Here is a 14150-nt window from a genome sequence, read left to right on the forward strand (position 1 = left end):
ACCAGAGTCATCAATCTTATTTGGGGTTGATGACTTTTTCTTTAGTTACTACTGTATTTGATTTGTAGCTACTCTTGCGCCCATTGGTTGAGTAAACGACGCATTTCTAAAATCGTTTCAGAGGGTGTTAAGCCCAACGGGCCAATACCTTTGGCAACCAGACTATCAGCAGCTGTGGCATGAAGTTGAACAGCGAGCTCAGTAGATTGCGATAGATTGAGTTGATGCCGAACCCCTTGAACCGCAATTGCTGCAATAGTTCCAGTCAGGGCATCTCCCATGCCACCAGTTCCCATGCCAGGGTTGCCTGCCTGGCACTCCTGGAAGGAGTGGCCAGGGGAGGCTATCAAAGTGTGTTGACCCTTTAAGACAATGATGGACTGCGTGAGAGACAGTAATTTTTCCAAAGCACTCAGGCGATCAATCTGAATAATTTCAGCAGTGCAATGGAGAAGCTTAGCTGCTTCCCCAGGGTGTGGCGTCAGTACAGATTGGCCTGGGAACATTTGATTGCGCGCTTGAAGTGCATTCAAGAGCTCAGGAGACTGAGCAATGAGATTAATGGCATCAGCATCAATGACTAAAGGGATCTTGGGGTAAGCCAGCGTGGCTTTTAACCACTCCGATGCTTGTACAGATGTTCCAAGTCCAGGACCAATTGCAATGAGGTCTGGCTGAAGGTTTACCAGAGCCGCTTGAGGTTCGGGGTTTGCTAACTGAATCATCAGCTCAGGAGAATTCATCATTGCGTGAGCAGAGGCTGGATCGAGCATTTCGAGAATAGTCCAACCTGCACCTAAATGCAGGCATGCATTACCTGCAAGCAAAAGGGCGCCCGCCATTCCGGGTGCTCCCCCAATGAGCAGGGCTTTACCGGCATTGCCTTTATGTTCGGCTGGAAGGCGCCTTAAATTTTTGGCTAATGACAGCGTATTAAGTGGATTACTTTGCAGACTCATTCTTCTAGTATCGCTCTGATTACGTCGTCTGGAAATACAAGGCTTAGTCTGCCACTTTAGCGCCTTGAATATGGTGATGTTGCATCGCTTCCGACACAAATCCTGACTGCTTGAGCTCGGCAATCAGTTCGCTTAAATATGCTGTTATATCTTCAAAACCTAGCCTGGCTTTTGGAATGCCAATTGCTTGATTGATCACCATAAAGCGCCCAGGAAGCATGCGTAAGCCATCGTAACGTTTAGCATCACTTTCTAATTGTTGTTTGACACCAGCAGCAACATTGCCTATGCCTGACATGAAATCATCCACTACAGCTTGTGAGCTAACCGCTCTGAATAGTCTGGCATGTTGAATTTCTCGGGTGAGGTAAAGATCGTAAGCACTCCCTTTACCCACAACGATTTCGCTACCGGCCACATCTACCTGATCGTTACTTTGCAAGGGGGAAGAGACTTTCACCATATAAGCACCCTCAATCTGAATATAGGCTGGGGTATAGCTAATATCCGCACCCCTGACAGGATCAATTGCCACAAACACTAAATCAATATCGCCACTTTTAATACCATCGACGGTTGCACCCGCAGTCTTAAATGGAATCAGTTGTAAGGGCAGCTTGATGCGTTGCGCAATCTCATTGGCAATATCAATCGTCACGCCACTCAATTTACCGGCGGCGTCTTCATTGGCTAGCAATGGATTTCCGAGATTGATACCAACACGCAGTGTGCCGCTAGGAGCAAAAGATTTGAGGGCGCTAGAGTTCATCATTGACATAGTGAGAATGTGATAAAAAAAACCGCGGCGGACCGCGGTTTCAGTGTGCCTAGGAAAATTATTTCTTAGCGTCGGCTGCAGGAGCTGCAGTTGGAGCAGCAGGAGCAGCTGCAGGTGCATCTTTCTTCGCTTCTTCAACATGGGTTGCCTCTGCGCCATGCTTCTCGCCGCCCATATCAACGTTACCGTCGCCTTTGAGGAGTAAATAGGCTGTGGCACCAACTAATACCAGTACCATGATGATGATTGAACGGTTGCTCATTGCTTTTCCTTCGGTTTGGTTGAAATTGAGGCTATCTTAACCCTAGCAAGACAATGGGTAAATCCCATAAAGCCCTAAGTCCTTGTTATTAGAGATCCATTAGGTATAAACACTAATTTTTGCTGCTCATATTGGGGTTAAATCACTGACCCATTAGCGTCAAATCCAAAGGGTAAGATGGGTTAACGCCGATCTTGAAAGTAATGAAATGAGCCCAAAGCTGCCCATGAATAACGCGCAGACCATTAGCGACTTCTTGACGCTTGCGCCGCATGAACTCTCTGAAGAAACTTCTGAAGAATCCTCTAAGTTTGCGTTTGATGACGAAGCATTTTTAGCGCGCCGAGAAACTATTGGCATTCGTTTTGAGCTCGAGCTCTTAAAGCCGGAAATTTTATTGCACGAACACGGCATCGATCACACCATCACAGTGTTTGGCTCTACCCGTTTTGTTAGTCGTGACAAAGCCCTCGAAATGGAGAAGGGCGCGAAGACTCTTGAAGAGCAAGAGATCGCTAAGCAAGCCTTGCTTCACAGTCACTATTATGAATCCGCCCGAGAGTTTGGTGGTCTAGTTGCTCGATATAACGCTACACAAGAGTTAGAGTCAAACAAGTTGCATATTTGCACTGGTGGCGGCCCCGGGGTGATGGAGGCTGCCAATCGGGGCGCGTTTGAAGCAGGGGATAAAACCATTGGTTTCAATATCAGCCTGCCTCGTGAGCAGCATCCCAATCCTTACATTAGCCCCGGACTGAACTTTCGTTTTCATTACTTTGCATTGCGCAAAATGCATTTCATGTTACGGGCACGGGCAATTGTTGCCTTTCCAGGTGGCTTTGGCTCATTTGACGAACTTTTTGAGGTCCTCACCTTAATGCAGACCAAAAAGGTGGTGCGCTTCCCAGTCATTCTGGTGGGTAGGGAGTTTTGGACCGGGATGGTGAAGTTTGATCAGATGGTGGAGTTTGGCGTGATCGATGAGTTAGATATGCAAGTGATTCATTTTGCAGAGACCGCAGAAGAAGCTTGGAGCATTATCCAAAATCACTATCAATTGAACTAGGCTGGGGACCAGGCAGTTGTAAAATGGGCAAAAGACTGATATGAATCCCACAAGCTCCAGTATTTCCAACTCTCTAGATCTGCCCAGTTATGCGGTCGGTACCGCCATACTGTTATTGATCATGGTGTTTCATGGCATCGTATTGCTGCAAATCAGTAAGCGCTATGAAGTAAAAACGTTTCTCTATTTAGCGGAAAAGAAATACTCTGAAGTAACACTGTGCTTCTATGTGAGTATCTTTGGCTTGTTTCTGATGCACATCACTGAGATTATTCTTTGGGGAATTTCTATTTACGCACTGAATTTACTACCCAATCTTGGCCAAAGCATTCTATTTAGCGGTAGTACTTATACCGCGATGGGCTTTATGGAGGATATTTTGCCCGATGGCTGGAAGATGTTAGCAGTCATCATCGCTTTCTCAGGCATGTTTGCGTTTGCATGGACTGCATCAGTAATGATTTCCATGACCAAAAATTTCCGTCAGGCCTACACCAAGAGTCATATGGAAAAACTCAATATTGCTTCTGAAATTATTGATCGATTTAAGTAAGTGATGAGTCAGACATGAGTAAGATATGGGATGCCATCATTATTGGTGGCGGTGCCGCTGGCTTATTCTGCGCTGGTGTGGCAGGCCAGCTAGGCAAGCAGGTTCTAGTCTTGGACCATGCTGAAATACTGGGTGAAAAAATCCGCATTAGCGGAGGAGGACGTTGCAATTTCACAAACTTGCACAGCAGCCCTACAAACTTTCTCTCTTTGAATCCCCATTTCGTTAAAAGCGCTCTAGCTCGATATCCTTCAAAAGAATTTATTAAGCTTGTCAGTAGCTATGGGATCAACTATCACGAGAAGCACCAGGGGCAATTGTTTTGCGATGATTCTGCTAAGCAGATTATTGATTTACTCATGGCAGAATGCGCTAAAGGAAGGGTCACCATTCGTAACCCAGTGGTGATTGAATCCATTGCACAAGATCAAGAGCATTGGTTGGTGCAAACCAATGCAGGCTCTGAAAAAACCAAGTCCGTGGTGATGGCAACAGGCGGCTTACCTGTTCCGGCGATTGGCGCTACCGCATATTCATTGGATATTGCCAAGCAATTTGGATTATCGGTAGTTGATCCAAGGCCCGCATTAGTACCACTATCTTTTACTGCAGATACCTTTGGGGATCTCTATGACTTAGCTGGCCTTAGCCTTCCCGTCAGAATTGCTTCAGGATCCAAGGGCCACCGTTATGGAGCTTGTCGCTTCAATGAAGATGTATTGCTAACCCACAAAGGCTTATCTGGCCCCGCTGTTTTGCAAGCAAGTAGTTATTGGGTAGAGGGTGAGCCCATTCATATTGATTGGCTAGGAGCCATAGAGGTGGCAGGTGGATTCAATTGCGATGCACTCTTTGCTGATGAGGACAATCGTACTAAGCTCACCGAGACGATTCTTGCTTCTGTCTTGCCGCAACGCTTAGCTAAAGCGTTTGCAGAACAGAAAAATCTATTGGGACGTAAGTGGGCTGAGGTATCGAAAAAAGATCGTCAAGCCCTGAAAGAGTTATTAACCAACTGGTCTGTAAAACCTGCAGGTACTTTAGGTTGGAAAAAGGCCGAGGTAATGTTGGGTGGTGTAGACACTAAAGATCTGGATGGTCAAACGATGATGTCACGCCAACATACAGGTCTATTCTTTATCGGTGAATGTGTCGATGTCACAGGCCATTTAGGAGGTCACAACTTCCAGTGGGCCTGGGCCAGCGGTTTTGCTTGCGCGCAGGCACTCTAAGCTAATAATCCTTAATCGAGTTTTTGCAGCTTTTTTTGCTTCTTCTTTTCACGAGAGCGGATATTGAGTAACTCGACAAATAATGAGAAAGCCATGGCCACATAGACGTAGCCTTTCGGAATATGCACACCCATACCCTCAGCAATCAACACAACGCCAACTACCGTTAAAAAGGAAAGTGCCAAAACCTTGATTGAGGGGTGATGGTGCACAAAGTCGCCGATGGGTTTGGCAGCAATCAACATCATGAGTACGGAAGCCAACACTGCTGCAATCATGATGCTGATGTGATCGACCATTCCAACTGCAGTAATCACGCTATCGAGCGAGAAGATGATATCGAGTAAGCCGATTTGCACGACAGAGCCCAGGAAGAGGGCGAACATCGATTTATTAGCGTTGACTCCTGAGACGCTGCCAGCTTCATCGTGTCCACCAATTTCTACTTCACTATAAATTTCCTTAGAGGCTTTCCAAATTAAGAAGAAGCCACCTAATAGTAGGATCAAATCTCTGCCACTAATGGCATGATCTGTAATGGTAAATAGGGGGTTAGTTAGGCTCATGACCCTAGACAGACTCAAGAGCAGCAAGATGCGAGTCACCAAAGCGAACATTAGACCAAAGCGCCGCACTCGTTCACGAATCTCAATTGGTAATCGGTTCGCAATGACGCTAATAAAAATGATGTTATCGATCCCTAGAATAATTTCTAGAGCTGAAAGTGTTAAAAATGCTATCCAAGCGTGGGGATCACTCAGGAGTACTATAAAACTTTCCATATCGATGATATTTTCTTAAAGTGGGTTCTAGAGAAGTGTATCGAAGTGCGGCGAACTATTCATGGGGCTGCAGATGCCCGCAGAAATACTGAGGGTAATAGCGAGTACGAGATCAGTTAGGCTGATTTCTCATCCAGTCGGCTGTATTAAAAAAAGACTCTTCTAGCTGCTTGGCCACATTTCCTACAATGCCGCAGTCCTCTAGTGCTTGGTACATACAGGCGAGCCATTGATTGCGCTCTTTGAGGCCAATTTTGAAGGGGAGGTGTCTTGCCCGCAGCATCGGGTGCCCATATTTAGGTGAATAGATGTCCGGACCTCCCATCCAGCCAGTCAGAAAGAATTTGAGCTTCTCCCGAGAGTTGGAAAGATCTTGGGGATGCATGGCTCTAAGATCGGTAAAACTGGACTCCAGAGCCATCAAATCATAGAAGCGGTCCACCAGCTCGTCGACCTTGTCGATCCCACCAATAGCCTCATAGATACTCTGGGTCTGTTTTTCACTCATCAGTGGATTTTAATGCTGGAAATGAGGGGAATTGGCAGTTTAGCTATTTCGGTATAGAGTGGATGTGAAGGATTTGATTAACACCTACTGGATAGGAGCTAAAAATGGATGCAAAAGAATTACAGAAATGGCAACGCGAAAAAGCCAAAGAGCTATTTGATTATTCCCATACCTTGCTAGAAGCAGCGAAAAAACTCAGCGAGCACCATATTGCTGAGATGGAGTGGGGTATGAAGAATGCCTTAGAGAGTGCAAAGTCTGCTGCTAAAAATGATCTTGCAAAGTTGAAAGACTTGCAAGCTGATGCTGCAAAAGAAGCTGCTAAACGTGCAGCGATGTATCAAAAGAAAGTGAAATCAGTACTCAAAGAGTTGGGTGAGGGTGCCGCTGATGAAACTGAGAAGCAGCTTGAGAAAGTACGCGCTTCCTTGGTGACATGGCTTGAGGATGCAGAAAATAAGATGCCTGCTCATGCAGAAAAACTTTCTAAGGTCGTGAATGAAATGTCGACTACTGGTCAGAATATGTTCAAAGAAGGGCGTCGTATTGTGAATGAAGTAGCAGATGCTGCCGAAAAGAATATTGATGAATTAGTGAAGAAGTCTTCGGGCCCTAAGAAATCAGGCGCTAAGTCCGCTGACGAATAATTCCTCAGAGCAGCGCCAAACCAAAACCGCCTCAGAGTTTGAGGCGGTTTTTTATTTCCAGCCCTGAATCCAAAGCGAGCTGTTCGTCAGATCCCGCCACGCAATTCGAGTAACTTTTTTTGTCATGACTGCTTCTATCTCGACCCACTCAATCTTTTCATTTGAAGGCTCCGGCAGAATCACCTTGCTGACTAAAAAATGTTTTTGCTTGGCAATAGGTTTGACTGCGGTCCATTTAGTGAGTAGTAATTTTTTAGGGCTCAGCGGATTCATCGAAGCGGATGGATTCTCAATCACAGGGCAGTGCATTGATATTGTTGACCTTGATTTACCAATGAGCCTGATGCAGGGGCAAAGGTCGTATTAGATTCTTGAATGACTCCAGGGCATCGCACATCAAAGTAGCTTTGATTACCCAGACTGCCGCAATAATCCAATTTCAGATCTTGAAATTCCATTACTGCTTTCCGCAGAATCATCGTAGCCTTTACCTCAGTCGCCGAGTGACAGGACCAGGTCGAATAGGACTCACGTTCACAGGCCGTCAGGGCGAGGCTGACGGCAAGCAGGGTGAGGCGAGTGAGTTGTAAGGCAGGCTGGATCATGGGTCAAGCATAGTCAAAATTGACCGATTCTGCAGAACTTCATCCCCATTTTGAATTTGGTATTACTATTTATGACAGATTGTTTGCCTAAACAACGCATAAAAATTAGAAATCAAGATTCTTTAAAGGAGACGCTGTGGATACAAATCGGAGAGATGCTCTGAAGTTAGGTGCATCAGCTGCTGTGAGCAGTATGTTTATTTCAAATGTGATGGCCGCCCCTGGCGATCAACAAAAAATTGTGGTCGAGCCAATGACTGGCAAAGCCGGATTACGAATCGCCAACTATCTACCAAAAATGGGGGCCACTTCTCGTTTAGGCTTGGTGACCAATGATGGTTTTGTGGTGGATATTCCTGCAGAAGCCGCTCGTCAAAAAATGGAACTGTCATTTGACCCCACCTCGATGATTTCCTTAGCGGCTTCTGGTAATCGTGGTTTGGTGGAATTAGCTGCAATCTTTAAAAACCGCAGCGCCAATCTTGCCAATGTGAATCAAGTCATCTTGTTGTCACCCATCCCGAAGCCACAGAGCAATATTTATTGTGTGGGCTGGAACTATCTTGACCATTTTGAAGAAGGCCTACAAAACCGCGAAGACAAGACAGTGAAAGAGTATCCAAAGGTGCCCGTGCTCTTTACTAAAGGCACGCAAACCATGAATGGTCCGTTTGATCCCATTCCTTATGATGCTGGCATCTCAACCATGATTGACTGGGAGGCCGAGCTTGCTGTCGTGATTGGTAAAAAGGGCAAGAATATCTCCGAAGAAAACGCTATGGATTACGTGTATGGTTACACAGCCTATAACGACACGACTGCACGCGATATTCAGCAAAAGCGCCAGTCAGGTCAATGGTTCAAAGGTAAGAGTTTGGATGGGCATGGTCCGATGGGTCCGTGGGTAGTGACGGCTGGCGGAGTGAACTTGCAAGACACTCGCATCATCTGTCGAGTGAACGGCGTTGAAAAACAGAATGCTAGTTATAAGCAGATGTACTTCAAGATCCCCGCGATTATTGCCGAGCTATCACGTGGTTTGACATTATTACCAGGCGACATTATTGCTACAGGAACACCATCAGGTGTCGGCTACAGCAGAAAGCCTCCAGAGTTTTTAAAGCCAGGCGACATGGTGGAAACGGAAATTACAGGTGTCGGCATTATTCGCAACAAGATTGCTTAAGCAAAAAATTAGGGTGGGCTGCTAATAGCAGCCCAGTTTTTTGTGGCAAAGCAGCAAAAGATAAACCAGTAGTTTTTGGGATTTATTTGCCGATTTACACCCCAATTTAAGCGTTATCCCTGATGAAATAGTGCATTTTCTGGTGTTTTTATGGGGATATACTGACTCCGTTGTTAGTTTAAATATTTATACGATTATTGGGAGACGAGATGTCACAACACGATACATTGTTGGCTGCTTTTGAAGCATACAAAGCTGAAAACGAAAAATTCATTGAAAAAGGTATTAAGGCATCTGCTGCACGTGCTCGCAAGGCTTTGCAAGAGATTGCTGGTGCATGTAAAGAGCGTCGTAAAGAAATTACTGCAACTAAAGAAGCAATGGAAGCGAAGAAGTAATTCTTACAAAAAATAGATTCGCAAGCCTAGCTTTCACGAGCTAGGCTTTTTTCTTTTTAATCTCTTTATAAATGAATCAACAGACACGAATAGTCAAGTTATGAAAATCGGATTTATTGGTTTAGGCAATATGGGTTTACCAATGGCCCTCAATTTATTGAAGGCGGGACATCAAGTCTTGGGATTTGACTTAGTAAAAACCCAATTGGATGCCTTTGCTGCTGCTGGTGGACTGGTAGCCCCTGATGCAGCTACTGCGGCAAAAGATGTCGAGGTGCTCATTAGTATGCTGCCGGCCTCAAAGCATGTGGAGGGTTTGTATCTTGGCCAGACAGGTTTGCTAGCGAGCACCAATTCCAATACCCTACTTATTGATTGCTCAACTATCTCTCCAAAAGTTGCGCAAGCAGTCGCTGCAAAAGCAAGGGCAGCAGGTTTTGCCATGATCGATGCACCTGTCTCTGGAGGAACTGCAGGTGCGCAAGCTGGCACCTTGACCTTTATCGTGGGCGGTGATGCAAAAGCTGTAGAGCGAGCCCGCCCATTATTAGGGGCAATGGGTAAGAATATTTTTCATGCGGGGGCTAGCGGTGCAGGGCAGACCGTTAAGGTCTGCAACAACATGTTGTTAGGGATTCAGATGCTTGGCACTAGTGAGGCCTTACGTTTAGGGATTGCTAATGGCATGGACCCTAAAGTGTTGTCTGACATTATGGCTAAAAGCTCTGGCCGTAATTGGGCTTTAGAGCTTTACAACCCTTGCCCTGGAGTGATGGAAAATGCGCCTGCCTCAAAAGGCTATGCTGGTGGCTTTGGGGTCGATCTGATGCTCAAAGATTTAGGCCTTGCGGCTGAGAATGCTGATGCCCTCGATGCCAATATTCCTTTAGGGAAATTGGCTCAAGCATTGTATGCAGCCCACAGCAAAGCCGGTAATGGACAGCTCGATTTCTCGAGCGTCTTTCATCTTAAAAAAGTAAATTGAGTTTTTGAGAATTTCTAGGAAACGATGAGCGGTTTCTCTTGGGCTTTGCCCATTTGCCCAATCACGCGTGCACCCAAGAAGTGATGGTGATTGAAGATCTCGAGTACCGCTTGAACGCTATCAGGGCTACAAGAAACGAGTAAGCCACCACTAGTTTGCGGATCAGTCAGTAAAGCCTGTTGTGCCGGAGTAAAGCTTGCTGGGAGGTCTACTTGAGATCCATAGCTTTGCCAATTGCGCTCAGATGCACCTGTGATAATCCCATCGTCAGCCAGTGATTGAACATTGGAAAGCAGGGGCACCTGACTCCAATCGATATGGGCAGTACAGCCAGAACCTTTGGCTAACTCTAGAGTGTGGCCGGCTAAACCAAATCCTGTGACATCAGTCAGCGCATGTACGCCAGCGAGCTTGGCTAAATCAGGCCCAGCAATATTGAGTTTGGTGGTATTAGCAATCATCTCTCGATAACCATCAGGGCCAAGCAAATCCTTTTTCAAGGCTGCAGACAGAATTCCGACGCCCAACGGTTTTCCTAAGATCAAGACATCACCAGGCTGTGCGCTGGCATTACTCTTTACTCGCTTAGGATCGACGAGACCAATCGCTACCAAACCATAAATGGGCTCTACGGAATCAATCGTGTGCCCACCAGCAATCGGAATGCCAGCACTGCGACATGCTTCAGAGCCGCCCTCCAAAATTCGGGCAATCGTTTGATTCGATAAGACTTTAATGGGCATACCCACCAGGGCAAGTGCAAATAGCGGGATGCCACCCATGGCGTAGATATCGCTGATGGCATTGGTCGCGGCAATCTTTCCGAAATCAAACGGGTCATCCACAATCGGCATGAAGAAATCGGTAGTTGCAACAATCGCTTGAGATTCATTAATTTGATACACCGCCGCATCATCTGAAGTTTCAATACCAATCAGCAGTTCCTTGGGGAAGGGCAGCTGCGGAACATTCTTGAGGATTTCAGAAAGGACGCCAGGAGCAATCTTGCAGCCGCAGCCACCACCATGGGATAAGGAGGTAAGACGAGGTTCCATTGCTTTACTGGAGGTATTCATGGTTGCAGGGTATCAGAAGAGATGAGAACAGGGGTTATTGACGTAAAAGAGCATCGATTTTGCTTTTGACTTCATTGCTATCAACGTCTTCAATTGCACCAATCCAGACACCTTCTATTTTTCTTGTTTTACCCACCAAGAAAGTTGTTGGGATCCCACGTGCTTTCCAAGTTTTATAGGCAATGCTATTACGATCAAGCAATATCTCCATAGCGTTTTCTGAAATGCCATTCCCTTTTAAAAACTGAAGGATGCGTGGTTTCATTTCTGCGAGATTCACTGCTATGACGACGAGCCCCTTGGGCCCATATTTTTCTTGTAGCTCCGTGAGCTCCCCAAATTCTTCACGACATGGCTCGCACCAGCTTGCCCAAAAATTCACTACGACAACTTTGCCTTTAAATGCGCTGATATCAACCGGCTTGCCGGACAGGTTATTGAGTTGTAGTGGAGGGGCCTGTGTCAAGCCCACGGTGGATGCTGACCTCCATTGCGCATGAGCGTTGCTAGGAAAGCAGAATGGCAAAGAAAAAGCCAGTGCAACAAGAAGATTGGTGGCTGTCTTTCTAAATGACATGATCTTGAATCGATTTAAACCAATACTGATTCAATTAACCAATTCGGCGACTCGTAATCTTGTACTGGAAGTTATCTGGATCAAGAGAGTCAAAACGACCTTCCATATTTTCAGCTTGTGGGTACATTAAGAAGGGGATATCACCTTTACTGCCAAGTTTAGAGCCTGGTAGAGCAATGTCATGATCGTAGTTGTAGGCCATCCAATTCATTTCCCAATTACCAAAGAGATAGTCACGAATCGCTAATACTTTTGGATCAGTCACTGCAAGACCGCCAGTTTCTTCAAGAATCACTTTACGGACGTCTGCTGGATCAACGGGTACCCAACCATAGCCAGAAGCGTAGAACTCAGCGCGGCAATGCTGGGCTTTAGTGATCTCTCCAGATTTACCAAGGCTCTTGTAGCCCCGAGCAGAGTCAGCAATACGGATGCCATAGACATCGCGTGCAGGAATTCCAGCAGAGCGGGCCATTGCAACGAATACTGCGTTGATATCTGCGCATTTGCCACCGAGATTATTTGTTTCTAGCATGAGCTTGACATCGCCTTGACCGCAACCACGAGTCTTGGGATCGCGATGGGTGTTATCCACTACCCAGTTGTAAATCGCTTTGGCTTTTTCTACATCCGTTGCATTCATGGGGGCTTTTGCAAGAGCCTCTTGTGATTTTACTTTTACGATGCCATCAGTCGGCAAGTATTTAGTGGGGCGAGTCCAGAAACGCTGCTCTTCTTTTGACAACTTCAACGCAGGGTTAGGAGTGGATAATTCGAGATTGCGGTTACGTGTGCTCACTAATATCGAAACTTTGACACTGTGGTTGGTAGCTGATTTATCCCATTTGGTCCAGAGCATACGAGCTTGTTTATTCGGAGTCTCATAAATTTGATTGATTGCCTTAGGGTCACTCGCTTCAGGTCGGATAGCAAGGGTTCTAAAGTAGTTGGTATCTAAAACCAATGGCAATGGAATCCAAGTTTGCGCAGCGCCATCCGGTGACTGTAAATTCACTTCAGTCACGATTTCGTAGGTAGTCCACTCGAGTGAAGATTGGGCTAATGCACTTGAAATAGGGCTAAATGCTGGGAGAGCTAATGCACCAGCAATGGTTTTGATGGCGGAGCGACGGGTAATAGTCATCTGGTCTCTTTGAATGTAGTCTGGATCAATATAAAAAGTAGAACAATATTTTGTTATTTTACTGAATAGCCTCATGAATTAACGATTAAAACTTCGCTTAGGTGGGCTGCTACGTTTGGCTGGCGCCGCACCAGAACCAGCCGTTTTTGGCTTTCTCGATTGTTGATGTTGTTGGCTGCGCAACTGAATTGGCTGAGCTACTGCATTTGGATCCGGCTCAAATCCCGCAATGATCTCTTGCGGCAGTTTTTGCTTAATCAGCTTTTCAATATCTCGTAGCATCTGATGCTCATCTACACAGACTAAAGAAACTGCAACGCCATTGGATCCTGCACGACCAGTGCGTCCAATACGGTGGACATAGTCTTCTGATACATTCGGTAGGTCATAGTTCACTACATGGGGTAATTGGTCAATATCAATACCGCGCGCAGCGATATCGGTCGCCACGAGAGCAGTCAATTTTCCTGCCTTGAAATCTGCCAGCGCTTTAGTGCGAGCTGTTTGACTCTTATTGCCATGGATGGCCATACTCGTGATGCCATCTTTTTCTAATTGGGTGACAAGCTTATTAGCGCCATGCTTGGTGCGTGTAAATACTAAAACTTGCTTCCAATCATTCGTTTTAATGAGGTGCGCCAGTAAGGGATGCTTTTTGCTTCTATCAACTGGGTGAATGAGCTGTGCAATCGCTTCGTTAGTGCTGTTGCTCCGCGCTACCTCAATTAAAGCAGGGGAATTGAGTAGGCCATCAGCTAGTGCCTTGATCTCGGTCGAAAAGGTAGCAGAGAACAAGAGGTTCTGACGTTGCTTTGGTAACGCAGCCAGAATCTTTTTGATATCGCGCAAGAATCCCATATCCAGCATGCGATCTGCCTCGTCTAAGACAAGAATTTCAATCTCATTTAGTGAGACACATTTTTGCGACATCAAATCAAGTAGTCGTCCCGGTGTAGCAACCAAAATATCTAGGCCAGCAGCAATAGCTTTAATTTGGGGATTCGCACCAACACCACCAAAAATCACTGTGGACTTAAGACCCGTGTACTTACCGTAGGTAACAACTGATTCTTGAACCTGTGCCGCCAGTTCGCGAGTAGGTGTCAAAATGAGAACGCGCAGTAGACGCTTGCCTGAGTTTGATTTGCTAGTGCTAAGGCGTTGCAAAATCGGTAGCGTAAAGCCTGCAGTTTTGCCAGTACCTGTTTGTGCAGCCGCTAAAAGATCGCCGCCTTGCAGAACGGCAGGAATAGATTTCGCTTGAATTGGGGTGGGGCTGGTGTAGCCTTCTTCTGCAATAGCGCGAAGAATGGGTTCTGATAAACCAAGATCTGTAAATAACATAAGGGCCAATAAAGTATTGACCCGTATTCAATTAAACGACTATCCCGG

Annotated in this window: 18 protein-coding genes; 7 read left to right on the plus strand and 11 right to left on the minus strand. The window is 46.0% G+C overall.

Annotated features, from left to right (window positions below; translation table 11 throughout):
- Window positions 1-68: 68 nt before the first annotated feature.
- The 3 genes from C2757_RS03025 to C2757_RS03035 are packed head-to-tail and all read right to left on the minus strand — an operon-like array spanning window position 69 to window position 1999.
- On the minus strand, window positions 69-959 hold the full coding sequence (locus C2757_RS03025) for an NAD(P)H-hydrate dehydratase (RefSeq protein WP_215375980.1): 891 nt from the start codon (window positions 957-959) through the stop codon (window positions 69-71).
- A gap of 43 nt (window positions 960-1002) precedes the next feature.
- Window positions 1003-1737, minus strand: coding sequence for an ABC transporter substrate-binding protein (locus C2757_RS03030; RefSeq protein WP_371817028.1), 735 nt, complete (start codon window positions 1735-1737; stop codon window positions 1003-1005).
- Between the two features lie 58 nt (window positions 1738-1795).
- Window positions 1796-1999 carry a hypothetical protein gene (locus tag C2757_RS03035; protein WP_215375983.1) on the minus strand — a complete coding sequence of 68 codons (204 nt, stop codon included), beginning with the start codon at window positions 1997-1999 and terminating at the stop codon, window positions 1796-1798.
- Window positions 2000-2207: 208 nt separating this feature from the next.
- Between C2757_RS03035 and C2757_RS03040 the strand changes: the two genes are divergently transcribed.
- The 3 genes from C2757_RS03040 to C2757_RS03050 are packed head-to-tail and all read left to right on the plus strand — an operon-like array spanning window position 2208 to window position 4850.
- Window positions 2208-3065, plus strand: a complete 858-nt coding sequence (locus tag C2757_RS03040) for an LOG family protein (RefSeq protein WP_215375985.1) — start codon at window positions 2208-2210, stop codon at window positions 3063-3065.
- A gap of 40 nt (window positions 3066-3105) precedes the next feature.
- Complete coding sequence (locus C2757_RS03045; protein ID WP_215375988.1) at window positions 3106-3618, plus strand: ion channel; 513 nt, start codon at window positions 3106-3108, stop codon at window positions 3616-3618.
- A gap of 14 nt (window positions 3619-3632) precedes the next feature.
- The gene (locus tag C2757_RS03050; protein WP_215375990.1) at window positions 3633-4850 is read left to right on the plus strand and encodes an aminoacetone oxidase family FAD-binding enzyme; all 1218 of its coding nucleotides are present in this window, start codon (window positions 3633-3635) and stop codon (window positions 4848-4850) included.
- A gap of 11 nt (window positions 4851-4861) precedes the next feature.
- Here C2757_RS03050 and C2757_RS03055 read toward each other — a convergent pair whose 3' ends face one another.
- Both C2757_RS03055 and C2757_RS03060 read right to left on the minus strand, forming a co-directional pair.
- Window positions 4862-5632 (minus strand): TerC family protein, encoded by a 771-nt coding sequence (locus tag C2757_RS03055; protein ID WP_215375993.1) that lies wholly within the window; start codon window positions 5630-5632, stop codon window positions 4862-4864.
- Window positions 5633-5744: 112 nt separating this feature from the next.
- Window positions 5745-6140 (minus strand): group II truncated hemoglobin, encoded by a 396-nt coding sequence (locus C2757_RS03060; RefSeq protein ID WP_215375996.1) that lies wholly within the window; start codon window positions 6138-6140, stop codon window positions 5745-5747.
- A 104-nt stretch (window positions 6141-6244) separates the two neighbouring features.
- Here C2757_RS03060 and C2757_RS03065 point away from each other — a divergent pair, with 104 nt between their 5' ends.
- Window positions 6245-6787 carry a hypothetical protein gene (locus tag C2757_RS03065; RefSeq protein WP_215375999.1) on the plus strand — a complete coding sequence of 181 codons (543 nt, stop codon included), beginning with the start codon at window positions 6245-6247 and terminating at the stop codon, window positions 6785-6787.
- 51 nt (window positions 6788-6838) lie between these two features.
- On the opposite strand, the gene C2757_RS03070 is transcribed toward C2757_RS03065, so the two are convergent.
- Window positions 6839-7096: a TIGR02450 family Trp-rich protein gene (locus C2757_RS03070; RefSeq protein ID WP_251366779.1), complete on the minus strand. Its 258-nt coding sequence runs from the start codon at window positions 7094-7096 to the stop codon at window positions 6839-6841.
- Window positions 7081-7392, minus strand: coding sequence for a hypothetical protein (locus C2757_RS03075; RefSeq protein ID WP_215376002.1), 312 nt, complete (start codon window positions 7390-7392; stop codon window positions 7081-7083). The genes C2757_RS03070 and C2757_RS03075 overlap by 16 nt, the downstream gene beginning before the upstream one ends.
- 136 nt (window positions 7393-7528) lie before the next feature.
- On the opposite strand from C2757_RS03075, the gene C2757_RS03080 reads away from it, so the two are divergent.
- The 3 genes from C2757_RS03080 to mmsB all read left to right on the plus strand — a co-directional run bounded on the left by C2757_RS03080 (window position 7529) and on the right by mmsB (window position 9961).
- Window positions 7529-8578, plus strand: a complete 1050-nt coding sequence (locus tag C2757_RS03080; RefSeq protein ID WP_215376005.1) for a fumarylacetoacetate hydrolase family protein — start codon at window positions 7529-7531, stop codon at window positions 8576-8578.
- Between the two features lie 209 nt (window positions 8579-8787).
- On the plus strand, window positions 8788-8976 hold the full coding sequence (locus C2757_RS03085; protein WP_011903187.1) for a hypothetical protein: 189 nt from the start codon (window positions 8788-8790) through the stop codon (window positions 8974-8976).
- Window positions 8977-9076: 100 nt separating this feature from the next.
- Window positions 9077-9961 carry a 3-hydroxyisobutyrate dehydrogenase gene (gene mmsB, locus C2757_RS03090; protein ID WP_215376008.1) on the plus strand — a complete coding sequence of 295 codons (885 nt, stop codon included), beginning with the start codon at window positions 9077-9079 and terminating at the stop codon, window positions 9959-9961.
- Between the two features lie 14 nt (window positions 9962-9975).
- On the opposite strand, the gene selD is transcribed toward mmsB, so the two are convergent.
- From selD to C2757_RS03110, 4 genes are all read right to left on the minus strand, one after another.
- Entirely contained in the window at window positions 9976-11016 is a 1041-nt protein-coding gene (gene selD / locus C2757_RS03095; RefSeq protein WP_371817029.1) for a selenide, water dikinase SelD, read from the minus strand.
- A 55-nt stretch (window positions 11017-11071) separates the two neighbouring features.
- The gene (locus C2757_RS03100; RefSeq protein WP_215376013.1) at window positions 11072-11614 is read right to left on the minus strand and encodes a TlpA disulfide reductase family protein; all 543 of its coding nucleotides are present in this window, start codon (window positions 11612-11614) and stop codon (window positions 11072-11074) included.
- A 34-nt stretch (window positions 11615-11648) separates the two neighbouring features.
- Window positions 11649-12758 carry a transglutaminase family protein gene (locus C2757_RS03105; RefSeq protein ID WP_215376017.1) on the minus strand — a complete coding sequence of 370 codons (1110 nt, stop codon included), beginning with the start codon at window positions 12756-12758 and terminating at the stop codon, window positions 11649-11651.
- Between the two features lie 78 nt (window positions 12759-12836).
- Window positions 12837-14102: a DEAD/DEAH box helicase gene (locus C2757_RS03110; RefSeq protein ID WP_215376020.1), complete on the minus strand. Its 1266-nt coding sequence runs from the start codon at window positions 14100-14102 to the stop codon at window positions 12837-12839.
- Window positions 14103-14150: the final 48 nt, after the last annotated feature.

Origin of the sequence: Polynucleobacter sp. MWH-Svant-W18, from assembly GCF_018687495.1 — a bacterium.
Classification (GTDB): Bacteria; Pseudomonadota; Gammaproteobacteria; order Burkholderiales; family Burkholderiaceae; genus Polynucleobacter.

Excerpts from the sequence above, each read along its gene's own strand:
- C2757_RS03025 (WP_215375980.1), bottom strand. The coding sequence starts at position 959 with ATGAGTCTGCAAAGTAATCCACTTAATACGCTGTCATTAGCCAAAAAT.
- C2757_RS03030 (WP_371817028.1), bottom strand. The coding sequence starts at position 1,737 with ATGTCAATGATGAACTCTAGCGCCCTCAAATCTTTTGCTCCTAGCGGC.
- C2757_RS03035 (WP_215375983.1), bottom strand. The coding sequence starts at position 1,999 with ATGAGCAACCGTTCAATCATCATCATGGTACTGGTATTAGTTGGTGCC.
- C2757_RS03040 (WP_215375985.1), top strand. The coding sequence starts at position 2,208 with ATGAGCCCAAAGCTGCCCATGAATAACGCGCAGACCATTAGCGACTTC.
- C2757_RS03045 (WP_215375988.1), top strand. The coding sequence starts at position 3,106 with ATGAATCCCACAAGCTCCAGTATTTCCAACTCTCTAGATCTGCCCAGT.
- C2757_RS03050 (WP_215375990.1), top strand. The coding sequence starts at position 3,633 with ATGAGTAAGATATGGGATGCCATCATTATTGGTGGCGGTGCCGCTGGC.
- C2757_RS03055 (WP_215375993.1), bottom strand. The coding sequence starts at position 5,632 with ATGGAAAGTTTTATAGTACTCCTGAGTGATCCCCACGCTTGGATAGCA.
- C2757_RS03060 (WP_215375996.1), bottom strand. The coding sequence starts at position 6,140 with ATGAGTGAAAAACAGACCCAGAGTATCTATGAGGCTATTGGTGGGATC.
- C2757_RS03065 (WP_215375999.1), top strand. The coding sequence starts at position 6,245 with ATGGATGCAAAAGAATTACAGAAATGGCAACGCGAAAAAGCCAAAGAG.
- C2757_RS03070 (WP_251366779.1), bottom strand. The coding sequence starts at position 7,096 with ATGCACTGCCCTGTGATTGAGAATCCATCCGCTTCGATGAATCCGCTG.
- C2757_RS03075 (WP_215376002.1), bottom strand. The coding sequence starts at position 7,392 with ATGATCCAGCCTGCCTTACAACTCACTCGCCTCACCCTGCTTGCCGTC.
- C2757_RS03085 (WP_011903187.1), top strand. The coding sequence starts at position 8,788 with ATGTCACAACACGATACATTGTTGGCTGCTTTTGAAGCATACAAAGCT.
- mmsB (WP_215376008.1), top strand. The coding sequence starts at position 9,077 with ATGAAAATCGGATTTATTGGTTTAGGCAATATGGGTTTACCAATGGCC.
- selD (WP_371817029.1), bottom strand. The coding sequence starts at position 11,016 with ATGGAACCTCGTCTTACCTCCTTATCCCATGGTGGTGGCTGCGGCTGC.
- C2757_RS03100 (WP_215376013.1), bottom strand. The coding sequence starts at position 11,614 with ATGTCATTTAGAAAGACAGCCACCAATCTTCTTGTTGCACTGGCTTTT.
- C2757_RS03105 (WP_215376017.1), bottom strand. The coding sequence starts at position 12,758 with ATGACTATTACCCGTCGCTCCGCCATCAAAACCATTGCTGGTGCATTA.
- C2757_RS03110 (WP_215376020.1), bottom strand. The coding sequence starts at position 14,102 with ATGTTATTTACAGATCTTGGTTTATCAGAACCCATTCTTCGCGCTATT.